This is a genomic window from Bradyrhizobium sp. USDA 4510, assembly GCF_054059095.1.
In genome coordinates, this window is sequence record NZ_JBSSBT010000001.1 from 5,206,461 (window position 1) to 5,230,713 (window position 24,253).

The 24,253-nt window shown below is 62.0% G+C and carries 21 protein-coding genes; 3 read left to right on the plus strand and 18 right to left on the minus strand.

Features of this window, described 5'->3' with window-relative positions; translation table 11 throughout:
• Nucleotides 1-11: 11 nt before the first annotated feature.
• Nucleotides 12-3,233 carry an adenylate/guanylate cyclase domain-containing protein gene (locus tag ACVMDN_RS24210; RefSeq protein WP_456814754.1) on the minus strand — a complete coding sequence of 1,074 codons (3,222 nt, stop codon included), beginning with the start codon at nucleotides 3,231-3,233 and terminating at the stop codon, nucleotides 12-14.
• Nucleotides 3,234-3,914: 681 nt separating this feature from the next.
• On the opposite strand from ACVMDN_RS24210, the gene ACVMDN_RS24215 reads away from it, so the two are divergent.
• On the plus strand, nucleotides 3,915-4,790 hold the full coding sequence (locus ACVMDN_RS24215; protein ID WP_456814755.1) for a tyrosine-type recombinase/integrase: 876 nt from the start codon (nucleotides 3,915-3,917) through the stop codon (nucleotides 4,788-4,790).
• Nucleotides 4,791-5,507: 717 nt separating this feature from the next.
• On the opposite strand, the gene ACVMDN_RS24220 is transcribed toward ACVMDN_RS24215, so the two are convergent.
• Entirely contained in the window at nucleotides 5,508-5,714 is a 207-nt protein-coding gene (locus ACVMDN_RS24220; protein ID WP_456814756.1) for a hypothetical protein, read from the minus strand.
• Nucleotides 5,715-6,152: 438 nt separating this feature from the next.
• Nucleotides 6,153-6,356: a hypothetical protein gene (locus ACVMDN_RS24225; protein WP_076834276.1), complete on the minus strand. Its 204-nt coding sequence runs from the start codon at nucleotides 6,354-6,356 to the stop codon at nucleotides 6,153-6,155.
• A gap of 847 nt (nucleotides 6,357-7,203) precedes the next feature.
• Here ACVMDN_RS24225 and ACVMDN_RS24230 point away from each other — a divergent pair.
• Nucleotides 7,204-8,298, plus strand: coding sequence for an amidohydrolase family protein (locus tag ACVMDN_RS24230; RefSeq protein WP_076834033.1), 1,095 nt, complete (start codon nucleotides 7,204-7,206; stop codon nucleotides 8,296-8,298).
• Nucleotides 8,299-8,359: 61 nt separating this feature from the next.
• Here ACVMDN_RS24230 and ACVMDN_RS24235 read toward each other — a convergent pair whose 3' ends face one another.
• The 7 genes from ACVMDN_RS24235 to ACVMDN_RS24265 form a co-directional block, all read right to left on the minus strand.
• A complete protein-coding gene (locus tag ACVMDN_RS24235; RefSeq protein WP_141342844.1) occupies nucleotides 8,360-8,629 on the minus strand; it encodes a hypothetical protein in 270 nt (89 codons plus the stop codon).
• 132 nt (nucleotides 8,630-8,761) lie between these two features.
• Nucleotides 8,762-9,499 (minus strand): Crp/Fnr family transcriptional regulator, encoded by a 738-nt coding sequence (locus ACVMDN_RS24240; protein WP_076834037.1) that lies wholly within the window; start codon nucleotides 9,497-9,499, stop codon nucleotides 8,762-8,764.
• A 291-nt stretch (nucleotides 9,500-9,790) separates the two neighbouring features.
• Nucleotides 9,791-10,627: a phosphodiesterase gene (locus ACVMDN_RS24245; protein WP_456814758.1), complete on the minus strand. Its 837-nt coding sequence runs from the start codon at nucleotides 10,625-10,627 to the stop codon at nucleotides 9,791-9,793.
• Nucleotides 10,628-10,630: 3 nt separating this feature from the next.
• Entirely contained in the window at nucleotides 10,631-11,695 is a 1,065-nt protein-coding gene (locus ACVMDN_RS24250; RefSeq protein WP_456814759.1) for an ABC transporter ATP-binding protein, read from the minus strand.
• Nucleotides 11,692-12,477 (minus strand): ABC transporter permease, encoded by a 786-nt coding sequence (locus ACVMDN_RS24255; RefSeq protein ID WP_028336858.1) that lies wholly within the window; start codon nucleotides 12,475-12,477, stop codon nucleotides 11,692-11,694. Before ACVMDN_RS24255 ends, ACVMDN_RS24250 begins: the two co-directional genes overlap by 4 nt.
• Before the next feature lie 4 nt (nucleotides 12,478-12,481).
• Nucleotides 12,482-13,297: an ABC transporter permease gene (locus ACVMDN_RS24260; protein ID WP_018272804.1), complete on the minus strand. Its 816-nt coding sequence runs from the start codon at nucleotides 13,295-13,297 to the stop codon at nucleotides 12,482-12,484.
• Nucleotides 13,298-13,335: 38 nt separating this feature from the next.
• The gene (locus ACVMDN_RS24265; protein WP_069275426.1) at nucleotides 13,336-14,343 is read right to left on the minus strand and encodes an ABC transporter substrate-binding protein; all 1,008 of its coding nucleotides are present in this window, start codon (nucleotides 14,341-14,343) and stop codon (nucleotides 13,336-13,338) included.
• A gap of 192 nt (nucleotides 14,344-14,535) precedes the next feature.
• On the opposite strand from ACVMDN_RS24265, the gene ACVMDN_RS24270 reads away from it, so the two are divergent.
• Nucleotides 14,536-15,687 (plus strand): zinc-dependent alcohol dehydrogenase, encoded by a 1,152-nt coding sequence (locus tag ACVMDN_RS24270; protein ID WP_456814760.1) that lies wholly within the window; start codon nucleotides 14,536-14,538, stop codon nucleotides 15,685-15,687.
• A gap of 36 nt (nucleotides 15,688-15,723) precedes the next feature.
• Here ACVMDN_RS24270 and ACVMDN_RS24275 read toward each other — a convergent pair whose 3' ends face one another.
• The 8 genes from ACVMDN_RS24275 to ACVMDN_RS24310 all read right to left on the minus strand — a co-directional run bounded on the left by ACVMDN_RS24275 (nucleotide 15,724) and on the right by ACVMDN_RS24310 (nucleotide 24,203).
• A complete protein-coding gene (locus ACVMDN_RS24275; RefSeq protein ID WP_253589739.1) occupies nucleotides 15,724-16,428 on the minus strand; it encodes an ABC transporter ATP-binding protein in 705 nt (234 codons plus the stop codon).
• Nucleotides 16,429-16,431: 3 nt separating this feature from the next.
• Nucleotides 16,432-17,202, minus strand: coding sequence for an ABC transporter ATP-binding protein (locus ACVMDN_RS24280; RefSeq protein WP_092082954.1), 771 nt, complete (start codon nucleotides 17,200-17,202; stop codon nucleotides 16,432-16,434).
• Entirely contained in the window at nucleotides 17,199-18,185 is a 987-nt protein-coding gene (locus ACVMDN_RS24285) for a branched-chain amino acid ABC transporter permease (RefSeq protein WP_076834050.1), read from the minus strand. Before ACVMDN_RS24285 ends, ACVMDN_RS24280 begins: the two co-directional genes overlap by 4 nt.
• 9 nt (nucleotides 18,186-18,194) lie before the next feature.
• On the minus strand, nucleotides 18,195-19,079 hold the full coding sequence (locus ACVMDN_RS24290; protein WP_456814761.1) for a branched-chain amino acid ABC transporter permease: 885 nt from the start codon (nucleotides 19,077-19,079) through the stop codon (nucleotides 18,195-18,197).
• A 52-nt stretch (nucleotides 19,080-19,131) separates the two neighbouring features.
• Nucleotides 19,132-20,385, minus strand: a complete 1,254-nt coding sequence (locus ACVMDN_RS24295) for an ABC transporter substrate-binding protein (protein WP_456814762.1) — start codon at nucleotides 20,383-20,385, stop codon at nucleotides 19,132-19,134.
• Nucleotides 20,386-20,452: 67 nt separating this feature from the next.
• Nucleotides 20,453-22,843, minus strand: a complete 2,391-nt coding sequence (locus tag ACVMDN_RS24300; RefSeq protein WP_456814763.1) for a xanthine dehydrogenase family protein molybdopterin-binding subunit — start codon at nucleotides 22,841-22,843, stop codon at nucleotides 20,453-20,455.
• Complete coding sequence (locus ACVMDN_RS24305) at nucleotides 22,840-23,325, minus strand: (2Fe-2S)-binding protein (protein ID WP_076834058.1); 486 nt, start codon at nucleotides 23,323-23,325, stop codon at nucleotides 22,840-22,842. Before ACVMDN_RS24305 ends, ACVMDN_RS24300 begins: the two co-directional genes overlap by 4 nt.
• Complete coding sequence (locus ACVMDN_RS24310; RefSeq protein WP_141342848.1) at nucleotides 23,322-24,203, minus strand: FAD binding domain-containing protein; 882 nt, start codon at nucleotides 24,201-24,203, stop codon at nucleotides 23,322-23,324. Before ACVMDN_RS24310 ends, ACVMDN_RS24305 begins: the two co-directional genes overlap by 4 nt.
• Between the last annotated feature and the right edge of the window lie 50 nt (nucleotides 24,204-24,253).

Genomic DNA, 24,253 nt, shown 5'->3' on the forward strand with positions numbered 1-24,253 from the left:
GTCATTCGGCACTAGTTCAACACTCTCACCAGGTCATCAGCCTCGCGCAGATCGCGGGACGTTTCCGCGGATGCAAATTTCGCCCGGATCGATATCAGCAGGTCTCGTGCTTCGGCGCGTCCGGATGCGCTCTCGCCGGCGCTGACCAAGCGCGCGATGCTGATCGCCGTGCGCAATTCCCAACCGACCGCCCCGAGCTTCCTGGCAGAGGCAAGCGAGCGTTTGAACACGCGCATGGCAGCCCGGTCGTCTCGCGATGGTTCCCGACACAGCAGCGAGCCGTGAATCCGATAAATCTCGGGAGCCGCCCAGCGCTCGCCGGTTTTCTTCATCAGGGACTCAGCCGAAGCAGCGAAACTTCGAGCCCTTTCCATCTGCCCGATCCGTCCGAATTCTGTGGCGAGCAGAATTCGATAGAGTGGCATCTGAATGCACCGGTTCTCGGCGGGTAGTCTGCCGAGCAAGCCGCATAATTGTTCGAGCACTTCCGGCGCGGGGCCTCGTGCCGCCAACGCAGCGGTGGCCCACAATGGGCCGATGACCCGGTACATCGGATAGCCATACTCGTCAGCGACCTTCAGACCGCGCTTGACGCTGGCGAGGTTGGCCGCGAGATCGCCCTCATACCAGTGGTCGGCGACGCCAAGAATGGAGGCAAAAGCTTGCATGAACGGATGTCCGATCTCGTTCGCGAGCTGGCGCGCCGTCACACAGCACTCTCTGGCCTGCCCCGGGCGGCCCAACAACCATTCGATGTGTCCGGAATAGACGAGCGATACGATCAATGGATCATGCTGATAGATCTGGACCAGCTTGCCGTGCTCACGCGGATCGTAGCGAGCGCTGACCAGAGCCGCGAGCTCACTTGCCTGCTCCAAACGACCAAGAAAGAAATTGGCGATTACGGCAGCGGTGTAGGCCATGAGGGCAGCCTCGTCGTCGCGCCACTCTTCTGCCCGCCGGACGAAATCGTGCGCGTTTTCGAGGCCTTTGGTGAGCTCGCAGTTGACCAGCTTGGCTATGGTACTTCCCCACAGCACCGTCGCCTTCTCGCGAATGGTGCCATGGCTCGCGCAAAGCTTGAGTGCACGACTGTAGGGGCCATAGACGTTGGGATCGGACCACCCGGCATTGGCTGTGTACGCCATCGCCAAATTGGATTGCAGCGCGATTTCAGCCTCGAAGCGCCGCGGTGACGCCGGCATCTTGGGTATCAGCGAGAGACCTTCGCGAAGATGAGCCACTGCTTCCTTGGTGGCAGAGCTGCGGAGCGCGGATTTGCCCGCCTGAAGCCAGGCCTCGATCGCTTCCGGAATGTTGCCTGCGCGTGCATAATGATAGCCTAACACCGCCGGCTGGCTGCTTTCTCCAATGGCGGCTTCCTGCAGCAGCCACGATGCGACGCGCGCATGGAGCTCACGCCTTTCCTCCTTGAGCAATGAGGAGTAGGCGACTTCCTGTATCATCGCGTGCTTGAACGTGAAGACCTTACCTTGAGACTCTTCGCTACGATACACAATCCCGGCTGTCTCGAGCGCCCGCAACGCGAGTTTCAGCGTTTGGCCCTTGCCTGGAAGCACGCTGAAAATGCCATCATAGTTGAAGCGCCTTCCGAAAACAGAGGCGATCTGGGCGACGCGCTTGGCAGGACCGAGACGATCAAGGCGCTCCATCAGTGAATCGTGAATGCTTGCCGGCACCAGGGTCTCCGGCAACTTCCCGCTCGGCGCAGGGCTCTCGGCCGGCCGCGGGATCGCGCCGGCATCGACGATGGCGCGTGTGAACTCCTCGACAAAGAGTGGCACGCCGTCGGTTCTTTCCACGATCTGGCTGGCAATCCTGCGCGGCACCAGATCGCTGCCCGCCACGGCCACGACCATCTGCTCGCATTCATGCACTGCCAGCTTTTGCAGAGCAATCCGCCGAATTGCCGGCCCTGTCAGCCAGTCGGCCCTGTAATCATCGCGATGCGTGATCAGGACCATGATCCGCTCGCCGGGACAGCGTGCGATCACGCGCACCAGCAGTTCGATGGTGGTTGGGTCCATCCACTGGACGTCCTCGACGATTCCGAGGATCGGCTGCTTGCGCGAGGCTGCGAGAAGAGCATCGACGAACATCTGCAAGGCACGCTCGCGCTCCGCGGGAGATCCGAGATCCGCGGGTTGGTATCCCGGGCATGCGGGTATTGATAGGACTGCTCCGTAGTAACGAAGCGCCTGCTCGACATCAGTGACGGCTCTTGCCAAAAGCGAGCGCAATTTTGCCAATGCGAGTTGAGCGTCGTCGGTGTCCTGGATGCCGGTCGCACGTGTGAGCCGCTCGATTTCCGGGGCAAGCGGTGTGTTGACGTGGAATGGTGAGCATTGCAGCGATAGAACATCACGCGGAGACGCATCAAGGGAACTGCGAAACTGGCGGATCAAACGTGACTTGCCGATGCCGGGTTCACCGGAAATCACACCGACCTGTCCCGAGCCGGCGAGGCTCTTCTGCCACATCTCGGCAAGCAACGTACTTTCGCCGGTTCGGGCTATCATCGGGGCGAGAGGCGACCTCCGCGCTCGGTCGAACCTGCTCTCGCTGGACGCAAGCGCCTCTGCGCGCCAGGCTTCGACAGGCTCCTCGACGCCCTTGAGTGGTCGTCTGCCAAGCGGCACGTAGCTGAACGTTCCGCGAGTCAGCTCGTAAGTGCTTGAGCCAACCACGACGCCGTTCTCGCTGGCGAGCCCCTGCAGACGGGCAGCGACATGTGCCGAACTACCGAACACTTCCCGCCGATCGGGCGGCTCGCCGGGCACGCTGCCGACGACGACGACCCCGGTATTGACCCCGACGCGCACGCCGAGGCGGACAAAACTGCCATCCGACAGCAGAAAGTTGTGATCCTTGATCGCCGCGGCGACCGCCAGCGAAGCGCGGACCGCGCGCTCAGGGTCATTTTCGTGGGCTTGCGGGACGCCAAAATACGCCAGCAATCCGTCGCCAATCATTCTGGCGATATGACCGCCGTAGCGGCGAATCTGCTCGTCGCAGATATCGCGGTAAGTTCTGATAACCGCGAAGAACTCCTCGGGATCGATCCGCTCGCTCAGGGGTGTCGAGCCGACAATGTCGATAAATACCACGGTGAGCTGCCGGCGTTCGGCATGCAGAGCTTCATTCTCGACATTCGGCGGCGCCTGCGTCCGCTGAAGTCCGCCCGAACGATCGGGCTTCGGCTGGCTGCTCATGACCCACCGTGTTCAGTTTCCGCCGTGCCGGGAGGCAAGGTCGCCGGCAAGCCGCGTCAGGTTGACGCTGCCGAGCGGCCTGTGCTCGGGCAAACAGTTCCATGGATTGAACACCATGTTCCCGCGGCCGTACAGCGCATTCTGCGTCAAACCCTGCCCTGGAGCGGCAGGTGTCTCAGGCGCACTAGCCACTCTAGAGGACGGGGCCACCACCGCGAAGCGCCCTCGACGTCATCCGACGTGGCGGCGTGCTGTACCCGTATGGAGAAATCGAACACGACGTCATCGCCCCCTTGATGCGTACGCGAGTCCAGAACCCTCACAAGCGCTTTCTGGAGAAAGCTTTTCGATGGGCCAAAACGCAAACGTCCACCATCTGGTGTCCTCAATTTGACCACCGGAAGGACCGACCAAATAGCGCGCGACCTTGCGTTCGCCGATCTTCGGCTTCGAATCACGAACGTCGCCCTCTGCAATAGACGGTGGCTTGTCGATTTCCGCTATACCCCGTTGGCGACCGAAGTCGTGTGGCGGCGCAATATGTCGCGAAGGCACAAAGGACTAAACCGCTCGCGCGGTAGGACGCCGCGGCTGGCGGCACGGCCAAGACGATAGCGCAACGGGGCGTCCTGTCTTGAGATCGAGGGGTTCGACAACCTCACTCAAGACAGGAGCATCGCCATGACCGACGAGGCAATGAGCCCGTTGCGCCGGCGCATGATCGAAGACATGACGATCCGCAAGTTGGCCCCGAAGACCCAACATGACTACGTGCAAAGGGTCAAGAACTTCGCCGCATTTCTCGGGCGATCACCGGATACGGCGACCTTCGAGGACGTGCGCCGCTATCAGCTACATCTGACGGCAAGCGGCGTTGGCGCGCCGACCATCAACCAGACCGTCTCGACGCTGCGGTTCTTCTTTCGGGTCACACTCAAGCGCCACGAGATCGTCGAGCATACCCATGTCATTCACGAGCCGCGCAAGCTGCCGGTGGTACTGAGCGTGGAGGAAGTGGCACGGCTGCTCGATGCCGCACCGGGGCTCAAATACAAGGCGGCGCTGAGCGCGGCCTACGGTGCCGGGCTGCGTGCCAACGAGGTCGTCTCGCTCAAGGTCTCCGATATCGACAGCAAGCGGATGATCATCCGCGTCGAGCAGGGCAAGGGCGGCAAGGACCGCAATGTCATGCTGTCGCCCAGCCTGCTCGCGCTGCTACGGGCCTGGTGGAAGATGGCTCGGCCGCAAGGCTGGCTGTTCCCTGGCCGTGACCCGGCCCAGCCAATGACCACACGCCAGCTCAACCGTGCCTGCCACGCCGCCGCCCAGATGGCGGAGATCAACAAGCGCGTCTCGCTGCACACCTTTCGGCACAGCTTCGCCACCCACCTGCTTGAGCAGAACATCGACGTCCGCGTCATCCAGGTGCTGCTCGGCCACGCCAAGCTCGACACCACCGCGCTCTATACCCGCGTCGCCACCAAGACGATCAGCGAGGTCATGAGCCCGCTGGAGCATGTCGGCGAAACTCGTTCCGCCTACTATGCCCTCTGCTGACTTCTGCACTGCGGTCAGATCGCCTTACGACGACCTCAGTCTCGTTGCCGAGACGCAGCGCAGATCTCCCGAGGTAAGATCGACCGCCTTCGCCGCACGCCCGCCGGATTTACCACCCCGGCCCTTGATGACCGTGGACTTCGCGATCACGTGCTCGCTCGTCCGGCCGGGTAGGCCTCGTTATCCGGTTTTTGTCCATCGGGCCGCGGCTTTGCTCCACGCTTCCTTCAGACCCCACCTCGCGATGACGCCCTTGCGCTTCGCTAATCCTTCACCGTCATCAGGCTGGATAGAGGACTTCCACCTCCAAGCTGCCGGTCATGCTCGGCACACACAGAATAGCGCCCCGTAGGGCGCCTCGTACCTCACGTATTGAGGGCCACTCAGTACACCGATGCAGTCAGCATTGGCATGACGCCGAATGATGCCTGCCACACCCAATAGACGGGCCTGCATTTCACTTTCAAACTTCTGATGATGTGCGTCTAAACAAGCCCCCGCTCCACCGCCATGCGCCGCGCACCAACTTCAAGGTAGAACCGCGCCGCACTGATCGCCGTACCGCGGTCTGGCCCGTCCAATAACCGACAGAAGTGCGCTCTGCGCCATTCTTTAATGCGACGCAGCCGGCGCCGCATATGCGCCGGTCGTTCGGCGGCGATGTCTTAAGGTAGGCCGTCATTCCCTGCTCCCAGAGCGGCACACCATATCTCGGGATCAACGATTCAGCTTGCCGTATTTTTCTGCAACGGCATACATCGCTTCGTAGTTTTCGCGTCGCAACTCGCCAGAGTAAGCAAAGCCATTTCTTGTCGCAATGTTCTGCAGCGTCCGATAGTAGCTAGGCAAGTTCGCGTTGACCGCCTCCACGATGCGAGGGACGAGAGTCATATCCCTAGATTGTCGGTCAACCTGATCGGCCAACTGCGGGGTCGGGTGGCAGTCTTGATCGAATCAGTTTCCGCCGGGTCGCTCGCCAAAATGGGAACTTCCGGGGACACGGCGGCAGACTTTCGGCCGTCTGGGCTCGGAAGCAGTAAACGCCGAGATGACGGAGACCGACGCGATCCGTAGAAGTCAGCCATTTTGGGCCTATTCTCACGCATTTTCAGGCACTTGCCTGATAGCGGGAGGGATCGAACCTCCGAATGGCGGAATCAAAAATCCGCTGCGGTCAGCGCCGTTCGTCAAACGATAAGAAGTCGCACGGCGAACGTACCGTCGTCTTCAAGACGGCACCGGTCTATTTGCGTCGGTAACACCACCATTAGACTTGCAGGCGCCTCCGATTGGATTCCCGCCCTCGGACCTCAGGGAGGAATTTGATAGCCACCTTAGTCTAGTGATATCTTCTGAAGATAATCAGTTTTTGGTCTGATTCTGACTCTGAAGAATATGCATTTCTGCTCGCGCCAAGTGCCGACGAAGTGCGGCAATTGCCTGAAGGCTCACCTCGAAGGCGACGGGGCCCATCTCCTTAGTCTCCAGTCGAATGGCAGCATGTCCGTCGGAACGCAACATCGTCTCCGAACCAGTCACATTCAGGATCACCAGGTTTCGGTCCATTTTCCCTCCCATCGAACCCGTTTTCTCACGAGGACGTTTCCTTGTTGCTTAGACGAGGCAGTGCTCGCGTCTGGTCGGCTTCGGCGTAAGCAGACCCTATTTCGGCCTCGCTTCTTTCATTTTAGCATCAAATCGCCGTTCCGTTCCGCCAACGGAGCACGCGGCTCCGCCGCACACCGCTGGATCGCGTCGGCTCTTGAGGAAATCCCGCTATCGTTACCAGGAGATTCGTCTTGATTGGCCGGGCATTTTCACAGCGTTGGCAGCTAGCAAATGCGGTGAAAGCGCAAGGTTAGTTAGTGGATGATGAACAAGCGGATGGCGACGGACGGCGATCTGTCGCGGTTTCAGTCCGACGGGGAACAGACGATTTTGGGGGTGGCGCCAGAAAACCTTTGATGTCCCACATCAGCGCGAAATCGCGAGAGGGCTGAGTGGCCTTTGGTCCAGAAGGCGAGATTGCTGGCGGCGCCAATCCGCTCGAAAAGCGCTCGCGAAAGTGGCGATAGTGATCAATGCCGTCACTTGCATGCTGAACGGTGCGGTGCGGTCGTGATATTGGCATTTGTCGTGTTCGCGACCTGATCAAAGTCGATCGAGGGTGACGCATTGCCGATCTGACTGAATGCTATCCATTACACGGCGACTTGCCGCAAACAGCGCGATGGCACGCGCAGGCGTATCGCAGACGAAGTGCCGAAATGGCGCGACATCATCGCAAAGGCGGAGACCAAGCCGGTCTGAGCAGATCAACATTGCGCGACACGCACAGCGTGTGATCTTGCGAGCACTAGCCAGCATCCCTACGCTCCCCCTCCATAACATAACAACCAGGGAGGCGATCGTCATGACTACAAGGCGGGATTTCCTGAAAGCGGGAGCAAATGCGGCGGCAGGCATCGTGTTCTGCGGCTGCGGGCTCGTCCACAACGCAAATGCGCAGCAACCGCGCCAGCAGTTGCCGGTCACGGTCAACGGCAAACGTGTCAAGACGATCGACATTCACGCGCATTGCCATTTCCGCGAGGCGGGCGCGCTGCTCGGCGCGGACGCCGGAAAATATCAATTGCCGCCGGTCAACGGCGCCAGCGAGGCCTTCATCGAGATCGACAAGCGACTGGCTGCAATGGACGCGCAGGCTATCGACATGGAGGTGCTTTCGATCAATCCGTTCTGGTACGACCGCGACCGCGATCTGGCCGGAAAGATCGTGAAAATCCAGAATGAAAAGCTCGCCGAACTCTGTGCCTCGAAGCCCGACCGGTTCGCGGCGTTCGCCTCGCTGACGCTGCAGGCACCGGACCTTGCGGTGCAGGAGCTGGAAACGGCGGTGAAAAAGCAGGGGCTGAAGGGCGCTGCGATCGGCGGTGTCGTCGACGGCGCCGAATTCTCAAATCCGAAGTTTCATCCGGTATGGGCCAAGGCCGAGGAACTCGGCGTTCCCTTGTTCATCCATCCGCAGGGCGTGCCCGAGCTCAACAAGCGGCTCTCCGGCAATGGGTGGCTTGGCAACACGATCGGCAATCCGCTCGAGACCACGATCGCACTCTCCCATTTGATCTTCGAGGGCACGCTCGATCGCTTCCCGGGGCTGAAAATCATCGCCGCACATGGCGGCGGTTATCTCGGCTCGTACGCCGACCGCTCGGACCATGCCTGTCTGGTTGGACCCAAGGGATGCAATCCGGAGATCAAGCTCCAGAAGGCGCCGGCGGAGTATCTGAAGCAGATATATTTCGACTCTCTGATCTTCACGCCGGAGGCGATCCGGCACCTCGCCGCCCAGGTCGGCGCCGGCCAGATCGTGCTGGGAAGCGACTATCCCTATCCATGGCAACTGGCGCCGGTCGACCACATCTTCGCCTCGTCGTCGCTGAGCGACGATGACAAGGCCAATATTCTCGGGCGGACCGCAGCAAAGCTGCTTGGAGTAGCCGCGTGAGGACGGCTTGCTGTTGAACAAGCGCCTGTCGTCGCGCCTTGCGCGACGACGGCATCAACGATCAGTAGGCCTTCACCGTCCGGATCTCGCTGCCCGGCCGCACCGTTGGTGCCACCTGCGCGATATTGGGTATCGGATCAGTGTAGACGGTGTCGGTTCCGACGAACTCCGCTTGCGCCGCGTCCGATATCCATCTGACCGCAGCCGGGTGACTGACCAGCATCCCGATCAGCGCAACGATGACGAGCAGCGGCAGCGCGACAAGCTTGATGCTGAAGCTCTGGTAATTGTGCTGTGGGTTCTGCCGCCGCTTGTCGAAAGAGCTCTGCATGGATTCCTCCATATTGTGCTCCCCTGACGCGTCACTTACCGCAGCGCACGCAAGGCCGATGTGAATGGCTTCACAGGCCTTGTTCAGCTCACCGTTTCGTGAAATGCGCGACCGACCGGGCAGCCGGCGCGACTACTCGCCGTCGTTCGCCCCGGCGTCGACCAGTTCCTGGAGGGTCTCGCGCTTCAACACGACGATCGCGCCATGCTCGAGCCTGACCCAACCGCGTATTGCCCACGCCCGGAGCTGCTTGTTGATGCTCTCGCGCGTCATCCCGACCATCTCGCTGATCTCCTGCTGGGTGATCGAGATGGTGCGTCCCTGCGGCTTGTGCTTGTCGCTCAGTCGCAGCAGCGCGCTGGCCAGACGGCCGGGCAGGTTCTGCAGGATGACCTGCTCGACCTGATCGCTGGTCCGGCGCAGTCTTTCGCAAAGCAGCTCGATGAACTTCATCGCAAGCGTCGGCTGGCTGCGCACGAACGGAATGAACTCGCGCCGGTCAATGACGAACAGCTCGCAATTGGTGTTGGCGGTGGCATCGGCCGTCCGCGACAAGCCGTCGAGCAGCGCGATCTCGCCGAAGATCTCTCCGGCCTCGATCAGGTTCAAAATCGCGTTGCGACCATCCGGCGACGAGATGCTGATCTTGACCGTGCCCGAGATCACCGCAATCAGGCTGGTGCCCGGATCGCCCTTGGAAAAGATCGTCGTGCCCCGCTTCAGCGTGGTGTGCTTGGCGTAGCGGCAGAGCTGATCGAATGCTTCGGGCTCGAGATCGGCGAAATAGGGATGCTTGCGCAACACCGACAGCTTGTTGTTCGAAAACAACGGCGCGCCGGAAGTTCGTTCTATGGGCGGCGCTCCGGTCATCGTGATCCAGACTGATTGTGTTGCGTTCAATCGGCCCGCCCGCACAGCGGACGCCGACAAAGCCATCGATCAATGAAAGCAGACGGAAGTATAGCCCCCCCGGGGGCCTACAGCAACAAAGGGACCGAGCCGGCGCATTGGGAGGCATCCAAGGTACAATTTGGAATAAATCTGCGTCGATGCAACGCTCAATTGCAGGCGACGGGCTGCCCTTGATCCGACATACCCGACCGATCCGCGACAATCTCGCCTGGCAAGATCCCGTCGGTGCGAGGGGTCAACGCGGCCAGCTCACAGCAGCTTGCCGTCCGGCCCAAAGAACGGATGCGGCCCGTCAAACTGACCGATCGGGACCTGGTGCGTGACCAACTGTCCAAAATCCGGACCGGGAAACCACGTGTGCAAATGAAATGCCGGCGGTTCCACCTTGAACGACGGTTCGCGGAGCTGTCCGAGGTCCAGGTCAACCGCATGGTTCGGCGCGGGGCACAATGTCGCGGGAATCCCGGCGAAGGAGGTCAGCATGGCACGATGGACGTGCCCGCAGCCGATCAAACGCACCCGCGGATGGCGCCTGACGATTGCTGCCAGTTCTGCGGCATTGAAAAGGTCCTGGCGGTCCATGTGCCAGATGCCGCCCTTGAACGGCGGGTGATGCAGGAAAAGCAGCGCGGGCCGGTCTGCTGCCGCCAGTGTCGCGTCCAGCCATTGCAGCGTCGACGGTTCGAGCATGCCATGAGGCTTCCCGGCAACGCTTGAGTCAAGCAGCAGCAGATCGAGGCCATTCACCTCGATCTTCTGGTCGAGCGGGCCTGTCGCGTGAACATAGGGTGCGGCAGGAAACGCGGCGCGCATCCACGCACGCGAATCGTGATTGCCGGGAATTCCGGCAAACGGAACGCGCAACGGCGCGAGCAGTCGTTTGAGATGGTCGTATTCCTCGACCGACGGCGTATCGACAAGGTCGCCCGAGATGACGACGAAATCGGGCGCCGGCTCGAATCCATTGATCGCCACCACGCAGCGTTCAAGCGCCTTCGCGGTATCGACCCGGCCATAGGCCAACGCTCCCGGCGGCTTGATGTGGAGGTCGGAAATCTGGGCGATGAGGACCGGTTTCGACGGCATCGATCAATCTCGTGGTTCGGAAGGGAGCAGACGGACAGCGTCGGGCGCGATCGAAAGCCCGACACGATCGCCGATCCTGGCTTGAATCGTGTTGGGAGCGTCGACATTGAGCGGCTTGCTCGATGCATCACTCACGACGAGCCGCTGCCGGTCGCCGATGAAGCTGACGGAATCGACGAGTCCCGAGAGCAAACCCGCGCCCGCCTCCGTCACGCGAATGGTTTCGGGGCGGATCATGACGGTCGCGTTCGCGCTCGTCGCTGCACCCTCGATCGGCAGTCGCCCGCCGGGCAGGATCAATGCCCCGTTCTCGACCGGAGCCTCTACAATGTTCGCCGCTCCGATGAACTCCGCCACAAACCGGTCCTTCGGCGCGAAGTAGACCTCGCGGGGCGTACCGATCTGGGCGATTGCGCCTTTCCGCATCACGACAATCCGGTCGCCCAATTCCATGGCTTCGGACTGATCGTGGGTGACATAGATCGTCGTGATCCCAAGCGCTCGCAACAGCCGGTTGAGCTCGCTGCGCAGCCGGTCCCGCAACGCGGCGTCGAGCGCGGTCAAGGGCTCGTCGAGCAGCAAGATGCCGGGCCGGATCGCGACGGCGCGCGCCAGGGCGACGCGCTGACGCTGGCCGCCCGAAAGCTGGTCGATGCGGCGATTCTCCAATCCCGTGATGTTCGTCAGAGCAACCAGCTCGGCGACGCGTGCGGCACGCTCGCCCCTGGCAACACCGCGGATCTTCAGCCCGTAGGCGATATTGTCCGCCACCGTCATGTTGGGGAACAGGGCGTAGGACTGGAACACCATCCCGACATTGCGCCGCTCGATCGGGACCGAGGTCATGTCCTTGCGGTCGAACAGGACCTTGCCGCCGACATCTGGCAGCTCGAGGCCCGCGATGATCCGCAGCATCGTGGTCTTGCCGCAGCCGGACGGCCCAAGCAGCACCAGCGTCTCGCCACGCGCAATGTCGAGGGTCGCGGGATCGAGCGCGCGCGTGCCGTCGGCAAAGGTCTTGCCGCACGCCTCGATCCGCACCGCTGCGCCATGCCCGGCCGTGCTCATCGCTTGTGATCCCTGTCGGCCAATAGCTGCATTGCGACCAGCAGCGGAATGATCATCACGAAGAAGATCAACGTATAGGCCGACGCCACTTCAAGCCGCATCGAGGCGTAGCTGTCGGCGAGCCCGATCGGCAGTGTCTTCGTCAACGGCGTATGCAGCATCCAGGTCAGGTTGAATTCGCCGAGCGACAGCGTGACCACCATTAGCGCGCCGGCGAGAATTCCGGGTAGCGCGTTCGGCACGATGACGTCGCGGAAGCGTCGCCATGGCGATGCCCCGAGCGAGGCCGCCCCCTCATCCAGCGTCTTGATGTCCACGGTCGCGAACACCGCCATCACCGACCGCACCATGAACGGCATGGTGAAGATCACGTGTCCAACCAGGATGAATAGCCAGGAACGGCGAAAGTCGCCGAAGCTGCCATAGGCGAGCAGCAGTGCGAGCGCTATCGCAAGCCCGGGGATCGCCAAAGGCAACGTGATGATCTCCTCGACGATGCGCGCAAGCCGGCCTCCCCGCGCATGCAGCGCATAGGCTGCGGGAACGCCGGCAAGCAGTGTGACGGCAAGGGTCGCGAATGCGATCACGAAAGAGAGCAGGATGGTGCCGGCATAGAGCTCCCAGACCTGCGCGACCCATTGCAGGGTCACGCCGGACTGGATGCCCCGGAAGTAGTTCACGGTGACGCCGGCGGAGATCGAAAGCCCCGCAGGCACCACCAGGAATGCCGCCACGAGCAGCGTGAAGATGAACTGGCCGGTGAAGATCAAGCGATCGCGCATGCGTTCACCCGGCCGCCGCGACCGCGCTGCCGCTGAACGAGCGGGCGAGCGCGAGGATGAGCCAGGTGATCAGGCCAAGTCCCACCGACAGCGCGGCCGAGGTCGCGAAATTGGCGGCCAGCGTGAACTCGGTATAGATCAGCATCGGCAGCACATCGATATTCGTCGCCAGCGTAAACGCAGTCCCGAAGGCGCCCATCGCGGTTGCAAATGCGATCGCGCCGGACGCAACGAAGGCCGGCGCCAGCGCCGGCAGCACGACGTCACGCTGGACCGCCCAGGGGCTGGCGCCGAGCGAACGCGCGGCTTCTTCCAGACCGACATCGAGCTTCTGCACGGCCGCCATGATGGTCAGGATCACGCGCGGGATCGAGAAGTAGAGATAGCCGAGGAACAGCCCGTAGATCGAATAGGCGAAGACGAACTTCTCGCCGAAGATCCGGTTCGACAGATCGCCGATCAGCCCCTGCCGCCCCGCCAGCAGGATGATCATGAAGCCGACCACCACGCCGGGAAACGCCAGCGGAAAGGTCAGCATCGCGATCAGCACGGCCCGGCCTGGAAAGCGGTGCCGCTGCAGAAACATTCCGGCGATCGTCGCCACGATCAGCGTGACGACGGTCGTTGCCGCCGCCAGCAACACGGTATTGATCAGCGTCGCGCGATAACGAGCTTCGGTCAGGATGGCGAGATATCCGGCGAGCCCATGCGGCCCTTCGGCGCCTGCGACAACCAGCCGTGCCATCGGCAGCAGGAAGAATGCCGTGGTCACGACCGCGAGCGGCAGCAGGCAGAGCCAAACGAAGGATTTTTGCGACATCGGAAGAATGGTGCCCCGGCGAAGGGCACCATATTGCCTCAGCGAACCTCGGCGAGATAGCGGTCGACGAAGGCTTTTTGCACGTTTTCCATCTCGCCCCAGTCGACGCTCTTGGCGCGAGCATAGTCGCTGTCGGGGAGGAATTTGCCCTTCACGGAAGCCGGCAGCTCGATCGGGCGGGCCGGACGCAGATAGGCATTGGTCCAGATCGCCTGCCCCTTATCGGACAAGAGATAGTCCATCACCTTCTTGGCCTTCTCCTTGTCGGGTGCGTTCTTCACGAGACCAACGACATAGGGAAACACCACCGATCCCTCGCAGGGAATCACAAACTCGAAGTTGCCCTTCTCCGAATATTTCGCGCGATAGGCATTGAAGTCGTAGTCGAACAGGATCGGCATCTCACCGGAGACGACGCGGGCATACGACGTCTGCTTGGGTACGATCGGATCGTTCTTGCGCAGCTCCTTGAAGAAGCTGATCGCCGGATCGAAGTTGCCTGGCGAGCCGCCGAGCGCCAGATTGACGGCGACCGCGCCGACATAGCCGACCGCCGCCGACGACGGGTCGAGATAGCCGACCATCCCCTTGTAGTCGGGCTTCAGGAGATCCTTCCAGCAGGCAGGCACCGGCTTGCCGCCAAGCGCATCCTTGTTCACGAACAGGCCGAGCGTGCCGGAGTGGATCGTGGTCCAGTAGCCATCCGCGTCCTTGAGGCCAGCCGGGACCTGATCCCAATGCGCCGGCTTGTAGGGCTCGAGCGCATCCTGGGCCTTGGCCTTCATGCCGAAAGTCACCCCGAAATAGCCGATATCGCCGACCGGATTGCTCTTCTCGGCCAGGATCTGGGCCAGCGCCTGGCCGGAATTCTTGTTGTCATGCGGGATATCGTAGTTGAGATCCGCCTTGATCGCCTTCAGCATCGAGGCCCAATCCGCCCATTCCGGCGGACAATTGTAGCAGATCACGTCGGCCGCCCTGGCGGATTGCCACGGCGCGATCAGCATCAGCGCCAGCAACGCAAGGACAAGGCGGACGGTCTTCATGGGAGGCTCCGGTCTGGGAGAGGATGCAATGAGGATTTCAACATCAAGCGGAGGACCAAGTATAGGCCGCGTATGAATGTTTTGCGACGCGCTTGCTGCCGTGCAGCAAATGCAACGGCTCCGATGCCGACCATCGGGTGCTCGCGGCAGCCACTGGTTTCGCGCTAGGCTGACGGCCGAAAGAGGAAGCCCATGTACCAGCCGCCCGGCGTCAACACATCGCCTGATCTGCCCGTTCCCGGCCTGATGCAGGCCTGGGTCCTGGGTGACCCCGGCCAGCTCCTGCTTTGCGAAAAGCCGACGCCGGTCCCCGCGCGTGCCGAGGTGCTGGTGCGCATCGATGCGGTTGCGATCTGCGCCACCGATCTCGAAATCATCCATGCCGGGTCGCCGGCAAGCATTGAGGGCGGCCTGCCCTTCAACAAGAACTTCACGCCGGGCCACGAATACATGGGCACGGTCGCCGCACTCGGGCCGGACGTTGACGAATTTAGGATCGGCGAGCGGGTCAGCGTCGAAATCCACGCCGGCTGCGGCCAATGCAAACGCTGCCGCCAGGGCATGTACACGTCCTGTCTCAACTATGGAAAGCCGGAGAAGGGCCACCGCGCCAACGGCTTTACGACCGACGGCGGATTCGCGGAGTACGCAGTCAACCACATCAATACGCTGGCGCGCGTACCGGATAGCATGAGCGATGCGGAGGCGACGCTCGTGGTGACCGCAGGCACGTCGATGTACGGCTTGACGGAATTGGGAGGATTGGTGGCCGGCGAGAGCGTCGTGGTGATCGGCCCGGGGCCGATCGGACTTCTCGCAGTTGCCGTGGCCAAGGCGCTTGGCGCAAGCCCGGTGATTCTGACCGGCACGCGCAACAAGCGGCTGGCGATCGGCGGGGAATTGGGGGCCGACCGCGTCATCAACATCAACGACGAAGACGCCGTTGAGGTCGTGAAGCAACTAACAGGGGGAATCGGCGCGGACTATGTCGTCGAATGTGCCGGCACCGAAGCGACACTCAACCAGGCCATTCACATGACCAATCGTGGCGGCAAGATTTGTCTGGCCGCCTTCCCACACGAGGCTGCGACGCTGGACATCGCGCATCTCGTGCGAAACAACATCTACGCTTACGGGATCCGCGGCGAGGGCCGCAGCGCCACGCGCCGCGCCATGGAATTGATGGCAGCGAAGCGGTTCGACGCGACAAGGATCCACACGCATACGTTTCCGCTGGAAGACCTGCCGACGGCGCTCAGATATGCACGGGATCGCGTGGATGACGCGATCAAGGTCGTCGTCACCATTCGCAAGACCGACGCGATCGCGCGCGCTGCGGAGTAAGGTCCGTTCGCGCCGGCGGGAGACCGGAAAGCCCGCTCACACCGAACAATATCGCTCCTTGATCTCGTCGTCGGCCAGCAGGGCCTGCGCCGAGGCCTGGTGCACCACTGCCCCCTGATCAAGGACGTAGGCACGATCGGCGATGCCAAGCGCGAGCTCGACATTCTGCTCAACCAGCAGCACCGTCGTTCCCTGTGCCTTCATGTTGCGGAATAGCTCGAACATTTCGTCGACCAGGACCGGCATGATGCCCTCCGAAGGCTCATCCAGCATGATCAGGTCGGGCTTTGCGATCATCGCCCGCGCGATCGCCAGCATTTGCTGCTCGCCGCCGGACATCGTGACCGCCTCCTGGTCCATGCGCTCGGCCAGCCGTGGGAATATCATCGCGATCTCGTCGATCAGCTCGGCTTCCCGCTTCTTCGCCGGCGACGCTACCAGCCCGAGCCGCAAATTTTCCCGGACCGACAATCCCTGCACAATCCGCCGCTCTTCGGGAACATAGGCAAGTCCCAGCGCGAAGCGCACATGCGCCGGCCGGCTCAGCAGCTCCTTGCCCTTGAAGGTGACCGAGCCGCGCGTTCGTCCCATCAACCCCATGATCGATTTCAGCGTCGTCGTCTTGCCGGCTCCATTGCGACCGATAAGGCAGACGATCTCGCCTTTGGTCACCTCGAGAGTGATGTCCTGCAGCGCGTGACTTGCGCCGTACCAGGCATTGAGCTTGCTGATCTGCAGCATTCGTCAATGCTCCCGCTGGCCGAGATAGACGCGCTTCACCGCCTCGTTCTGCCGGACTTCCTGCGGCGTTCCTTCGGCGAGAAGTTCTCCGTGATGCAGCACGAGGATGCGATCGCTGATCCCGAGCACAAGCTTCATCTTGTGCTCGACGAGGATGACCGTACGCTCCTTTGCGAGCTTAACGATCAGATCCATCATGGTCCGGGTCTCCTCCGGACTCATGCCGGCCGTCGGCTCGTCCAGCAACAGCAACCGGGGTTGGCTGGCAAGCGCCATGCCGATTTCCAGCGCCCGCTGCTCGCCATGGGCCAGCGTCTTGGCGGCACGTTCGCGAGATTCCCACAATCCGACCAGGGCAAGCAGCTCGTCTGCCCGCTCGACCAGCTCGGTCAGGCGTGCGCGGGGACGCCAGATATCGTATCTCGACACTAGCGCCTGCAGACCGACGCGGATGTTTTCACGCGTCGTGAGCTGCGGAAACACGCTGGTGATCTGAAAGGACTTTGCGATCCCCATATGCGCAAAACGATGCTGCGGCAGGCCGGTGACATCCTTCCCCTCGAATTCAACGCTGCCTTTGGTGGGCGCAAACGCGCCGCACAGCAAATTGAAATAGGTGCTCTTACCGGCCCCGTTCGGACCAATAATGGAGGTGATCGCCCCTCTGGAAAACTCCGCTGAGATATTGTTCAGCGCAACAAACTTCCCGAACGTCTTGCCGACGCCCCTGGTACGCAGAATGATTTCCTCGGTTTGGCGTTCCGCGGCGCTCATCGCCTGCCTCGCGCGATCAGCGTGCCCCAGATGCCGGCGGGGAAGAACAACACGCAGGCAATGAAGATGGCGCCAACGATCAGTTGCCAATGAACCGTCCACACGGAGACCACGTTCTCCAGGACCAGGAAGACGGCGGCACCGATCATCGGCCCGAAGAATGTCCCCATACCGCCCAGGAGAGCAATCATCACGACCAGGCCCGAGGTCTCGTAGTGCAGGATCTCGATCGGAACGATCGACAGATGCAGCGCCTGCAAGGCTCCCGCGAGACCGCAGAAGCCGCCAGACAAAACGAAGGTCAGCAATCGGGTCTTGGTGACGTCATAGCCTGACGCGCGGGCGCGCATCTCATTCTCCCGCACGGCCTCAATGACGGCGCCAAATGGCGAGGCGAGAATGCGCGACATCACGAAAAACGCGGCAATCACAAAAGCCGCGATGACATAGTAACGGATCATCGGATTGATGAAGTCGAGCCGCAAGCCGAACAGATCGATGGTGCGGACATTGATGCCGCGGAGGCCGTTTTCGCCACCGGTCAGGTCAACCGCCTGATAGAACAGGTAGTAGACACATTGCGACAGCGCCATCGTTACCATCGCGAAGTAGATGCCGCGGGTCCTGATCGCGAGCACGCCAATCAACGATGCCATCAACAGGCCGCCGGCGATCCCGGCCGCGATGGCCGCATACCATGGCCAGCCAAAATGCACGATGGCGATGCCACAGAGGTAGGCACCGGTCCCGAACAGCGCGGCATGACCAAACGACAGCAGACCGAGATAACCAAACACGAGGTTGAAGCCGACGGCGTACAATCCATAGATCAGGATGTTCACCGCGAGAGCCGTAAACGGCATCAACAACGGGAAAATCAGGATCACCGCGGCCACGATGCTGGCGCGATGCCGCGTTGCGAATTCGTACCAACTGCCCGTTGTGGCACGAGACTGTTTGACGGATTCGGTGGCTCCGGTCATCCCTGGCTCTCAGCTCATCAATCCGGCGCGGCCGAAGAAGCCTTGAGGACGGACGATCAGGACGATCGCCATCAGGGCGAAGATCGAAACCTTGGCCATCTCGGGTGCAAACAGCGACGTCATGCTGACCACCACACCGACGAGGAGGCCCGCCAGTACGGCGCCACCGATCGAACCCATGCCTCCTACGACCGTAACCACGAAAGCCTCGGCGAGAATCGTGCCGCCCATCTCGGGAATGACGCCTTGAAGCGGGGCAGCCAGCAGCCCGGCAAAGCCCGCAATCGCGGTGCCTATCCCGAACACGATCAACCAGACCCTGGAAACGTCGACCCCGAGGACGCGGACGATTTGCGGATCGCGCGCGCCGGCGCGGATAATGAGTCCGAAGCTGGTCTTCTCCAGAAACAGCCAGAGCGCCAACAAGACAACGGCCGTCGCGCCGATCACGAACAGGCGGTAAAGTGGAAAATATCCGACACCGATGTCGACAGCCCCCTGCAGAAGCTCAGGCGTGTCGAAGGGATAACCGGTCTTGCCGAAGGCAATGCGCACGCATTCGACCATGACGTAGCTCAGCCCGAAGGTCAGCAGCAGCGGATAATCGATGCCGCGGCCGTAAAGCGGCCGGATCAGCACGCGCTCGACGGCAAGGCCGAACAGCCCGATCAGAAGCGGTACCGCCAGCAAGCAGAGCCAGAAATTGCCGCCGATCGAAATCAGGTGCAGCCCGACATAGGCGCCGACCATGTAGAACGCGCCATGAGCGAAGTTGACGACGGTCAACATCCCGAAGATCAGCGAGAGGCCGATCGCAAACAGCACGTAGATCGCGCCGAGCGCCAGCCCAGCGAATAGTTGCAGTGCAATCAGATCAAAGCTCAGGCCCGCCATTTGTCCCCCCCTCAGCACGCGCACCGCTCCGCGGTGCGCGCCGGCGCATGGCTCAGCTCTTGTGGCCAAGCGTGTCGCAGCTACGCAGGTTCTTCTCGTTAGGCTCTTCGGTCGATAGAACCTCGAACACATCTGACTCGTTCTTCATGTCCTTGGACTTCGACTTGATCACGAGCACCGATTGCACCGATTGGTGATCGCATTTGCGATAGTATTGCGGCCCCTTGTAGTAGTCGTATTTCAGAGCCTCCAGTGCCGCGACGACCTTGTCGGTCTCCACGCTGCCCGCGCCCCTGACCGCCTCGAGCACCGTCCGAACACCGCCATAGCCTAGCGCACCGTAGTCGGTAGGCAACTTGCCGTCATACATCTTGCGGAACGCGTCGTTGAATGCCTTGGTCGAGGCGAACTTGTCCTCGATGCCCCAGAAGAACGAGCAGCCCCCGACGACGCCTTCGAATGCCTGGGGGCCCGCCGCAACGCGACTGGCATGCGACAGCAGCGGCGCGATGATCTGGATCGATTTCTTGATGCCGAAGTCGGTCGCCTGCTTCAGCGCGATCTGCTGATCGCGGCCGAAATTGCTGATGCATAGAATATCGGGCTTCAGCGCCTGAAGACGTGGCAGCAGGGTCGAGAAATCAGTCGTCCCTAACGGATGACGGATGTCACCGAGGTTCTCGATGTTGAACTGCTTGCCGACCTCGAGAAAGCCGCGAACCATCTCGTGACCATAAGCATAGTCCGCCGTGAGAAACGCCACCTTCTTGCCGAATTTGGTGAAGGCGTAGCGCCCGACCGCCCCTGACGTCATGTGCGGGTTCAGCGCTTCGTGGAACGTGTATTTGCTGAAATCTGCCGCCTCGTTGATGGCGTCGGACTGGCTGATCGAATTGAAGATGACGCCGCGTTCCTTGGTGACGTTGTTGATCGCGAGCTGAACCGCCGCGGACAGACTGCCGACGACGAAATTCACCTTCTCCTTCTCGACCAATTCCAGGGTCCGCGTCGCCGCCTCCCCCGGATTCAGCTTGTCGTCACGCACAACGAGCTCGGCCTTGCGGCCGTTGAGACCGCCGGCATCATTGAACTGGGCGACAGCAAGCTGACCCGCCCGCACCTGGTCCTGGGCCTCGGCGCCGTATGGACCGGTCAATGGAACCGGAAAGCCGATCTTGATGGGCGCTTCCTGGGCCTGAAGCAGATTGATGCGAAAAGGCGAGACGGCGAGAACGGCGCCGGCGCTTGCCGTCGTCAGCAGACGACGCCGTGATATCGATCCAGCTTTGGTGACCTTCTTCGTCATGACTATTCCTCCCCAAGAATTGTCTGCGTTTTGCTTATCGTATTATCGTTGCCCGGAACGTCTCCACTCAGATCCGTCCCAGGGCGGTCAGGATAACCTGAGGCGTGAGCGGAATCTCGGTAATTGTTGCGCCAAACGGCCGGAGCGCGTCATTGACCGCGTTGGCCACCGCAGCTGCCGCGCCGGCCGTCCCCGCCTCACCTGCCCCTTTCGCTCCCAGCTCCGATTCCTGCGTCGGAGACACCACGTGGCCGACCTCGATATCGGGCATCTCGCCGGACATCGGGACCAGATAGTCCGCCATATTGGCATTGGTCAGCTGACCGCGTTCGTCGTAGATGCACTTCTCGAACAGCGCCGCGCCGAGGCCCTGCACGACCCCGCCCCGGATCTGCTCGTCGACCAGTTGCGGATTGATGATGGTGCCGCAGTCCTCGACAACCCAATGCTTCAGCAGCTTGACGAACCCGGTCTCGGTATCGACCTCGAGCCATGAGGCCTGAACGCCGTTGGTGAACGCAAAGGGATATTGGCGCGGAACGAAATGCCGGGTCGCCATCAATTCGGGCTGGATGCCGGGCGGCAGGGTGTCCGGTCGAAAATAGACGATCCGCGCAAGCTCGTGCAGTTCGATGCGCGGCGCGCCGTCGGCGGCGTTGACGATCGTGTTGTTGACGATATCGAGCCCGTCCGGCGTCGATTGCAGGATGGCCGCGGCGACGTTCAGGATGTTCTCTCGCAGGCCCTTGGCTGCCTGCAATGCAGCTTCGCCGCCGATGCCGGCACCGCGCGAGGCCCAGGTGCCACCGCCATAGGGCGTGTGGTCGGTGTCGCCCAGGATGACGCGAACGCGTTCCATCGAAACGCCAAGCACGCTGCCGACGATCTGGGCCGTCAGCGATTCCGACCCTTGCCCCTGTTCCGTGATGCTGGTCTGGCAGATCACCGACCCTTGCGCGTCGAGCCGGACCGCAACGCCATCCTGCGATGAGATTTTCGCGCCGCCCACGCCATAGAAGGCAGCGCTGGGATTGGTCACCTCGATGAAGCTCGCGATTCCGATGCCTCGATGGACGTTTCTGGCGCGCAAGGCCGCTTGCTCAGCCCGCAACGCGTCGTAATCCATCATCTGAAGCAGCTTGGTCAACGAGGCGTGATGCGAAAGCTGCTCGAACTTCATGCCCGAGGGCGATGCACACGGATAGGCATCGTCGGCGATCAGATTGCGCCGCCGGATTTCGACGGGGTCCATGCCGATCTTCGCTGCCGCCAGATCGACCAGGCCTTCGGTGACCGAACAGGCGATCGGGTGTCCGACCGCCCGGTACTGGCACATTACGTTCTTGTTCTGGAAAACGACGCGCGCCCGCGCCCGATAGTTCGCCGTGGCATAGGGCCCACCGACCAGGTTGACCACCTGATTGGCCTCGATGGCGCTGGTGCGCGGATACATCGAATACGGGCCGATCCCCGTCAGGTCGTCGATCTCGAAGGCTGTGATGGTGCCGTCCGGCCTGACGCCGATCCGACCCCTGCATCGATGATCGCGGGCGTGGATGTCCGTGTTGAAACTCTCGACGCGGTCCGCCACGAACTTGACTGGCCGACGCAACAGCTTGGACAGCGCGTAGGTCGCCATTTCGTCGGCGTAGATATGGACCTTGATGCCGAACGAGCCGCCGACATCCTTGCAGACCACCCGGACCTGCGCTTCCCCTAACCCAAGATGCAGCGCCGCGATGTTCTGCACCATATGGGGCGCTTGCGTGCCCTGATAGATCGTGAGCCGTGCCTCGGCCGCATTCCAATCGGCAACGACGGCGCGCGGTTCAAGTGTCACGCCGGTGTGGCGCCCGAATACGAAGTCGGCCTCGACGAGTTCGGACCCCGACAATGCATGATCGACGTCGCCGGCGTCGAGCGTCCGCTCAAAGGCAAGATTGTCGCCGAGCGCAGCATGAATGACGGGAGCTGCCGGATCGAGCGCAGCACGCATGTCCGTGACCGCCTCGAGCTCCTCGTAGTCGACTGAAATGTGCTCCATGGCATCTTCAGCTGCAGCACGGCTGGTCGCCACAATCGCTGCAACGGCCTCGCCCTGCCAGCACACGCGGTCGACCGCGATCGCGTGCTGCGGCGCTGACTTCAGTCCCTTCAGGTGCGAGAGCACCCCGACCCACGGCGTGATGACCGCTTCAAGTTCACGACCCGTGACGATGGAAACGACACCGGGCATGCGCCTTGCCGCCTCGGCGTCGATCGCTGCGATTTTGGCGTGGGCATGTGGCGACCGTAGAAAAACCACATGCGCCATCCGCGGCAATTCGAGATCACTGACATATTGGCCCCGCCCCTGCAGCAACCTGTCGAGGTTCGGCCGCGGTACGGTCTTGCCGATGTAGGAATTCGGGCGATCAAGCACCGAAAGCGTGTCTGCTGGCGCCCGCGTCACCGTCATACGCCCCGCTCCGCGCGCGTCTTGGCTGTCGCCTCCACCGCATCCACGATGGCCTGATAGCCCGTGCAGCGGCAATAGTTGCCGGAAAGATGCTCGCGGATTGCTCGACGATCAGGCACGGACACGTGCTTCAGCAGGTCCTGCGCCGTGATCAGCATCCCAGGCGTGCAATAGCCACACTGCAATGCATTGCGTTCGCGAAATGCCGCCTGAAGATCGGCTATCTCACCGCTGTCAGACAGCCCCTCGATTGTCTCGACCGACGCGCCCTGCGCCTGGACCGTCAGCATCAGACAGGAGCGAACGATCTCGCCATCGAGTCGGACCGTGCAGGCACCGCAAACGCCGTGCTCGCACCCAACGTGAGTTCCGGTAAGCTTGAGATTCTCGCGGAGGAAATCAGCAAGATTGAGCCGCGGCAAGACGAAGGCGTCGATGGGTTCGCCATTGACCAGAAGCGAGACCGGTACCGGAGCGTTCACTTGCCGACTCCCGTTTCCAGTTCTGGCCGTGCCAGCAATGCTGCCACGCAGCGCCGGAGCAAGACCGTCGCGAGGTGTCGACGCATGGCCGCGGTCGCCTGCTGGTCCTCCTGTGGATCGAGTTCATCGGCCAGTGCGGCCGTCGCCTCTGCGAGCAAGGCGGGAGTTACCGTGGCATCGATCAGTTTGCCGGCGGCCGCCGCGAGCAATGGCCGGTCGCCAACAGCAAAGAAGCCGAGGCGAAGAGCTGAGAACCTGCCGGCCGCAACTACGGCACGGGCGGCGAGACCAACGACAGCGTAGTCGCCATGCCGCCGGGCATATTCCTGAAAGAAAAATGTCGAGCCTTGGCCTGCGACCGGCACCTCGACCGCGACAAGCAACTCGTCGGGCAACAGTGCCGTTTCGTAAATTCCCCTGAAAAACTCCGTCGCAGCAATCCGGCGCTCGCCGGCCGAGCCCCGAACAACGATCGTGGCGTCAAGCGCCACAACACAGGCCGGCAGCTCCGACGCAGGATCGGCGTGAGCGAGGCTGCCGCCGATCGTTCCGCGATTGCGAATTGCGGGATGGGCAACGTGGGCAACGGCATCGCGCAACAGCCGCGCGTGCAGTGCAACCTCCGGCGATCTGAGCAGATCGACGTGCCGGGTCAGCGCGCCAATGACCAGCACGTCTCCCCTCACGGTGATGCCGCGCAACTCGGCGAGGCAGCCGATATCGACCAGAATGTCCGGAGACAGGAGCCGCAGGTTCATCGCCGGCATCAGGCTCTGACCACCCGACAGAACCTTCGCCTTGTCGCCGTGCATGGCGAGCAACTCCAGCGCGTTCACGACGCTGGTCGCGCGGGCGTAGGCGAAAGCCGCAGCTTTCATGTGGGCATGGCCTCCCGGGCCCAATTTTGGTTTGCCCGATTAGAGGGCCG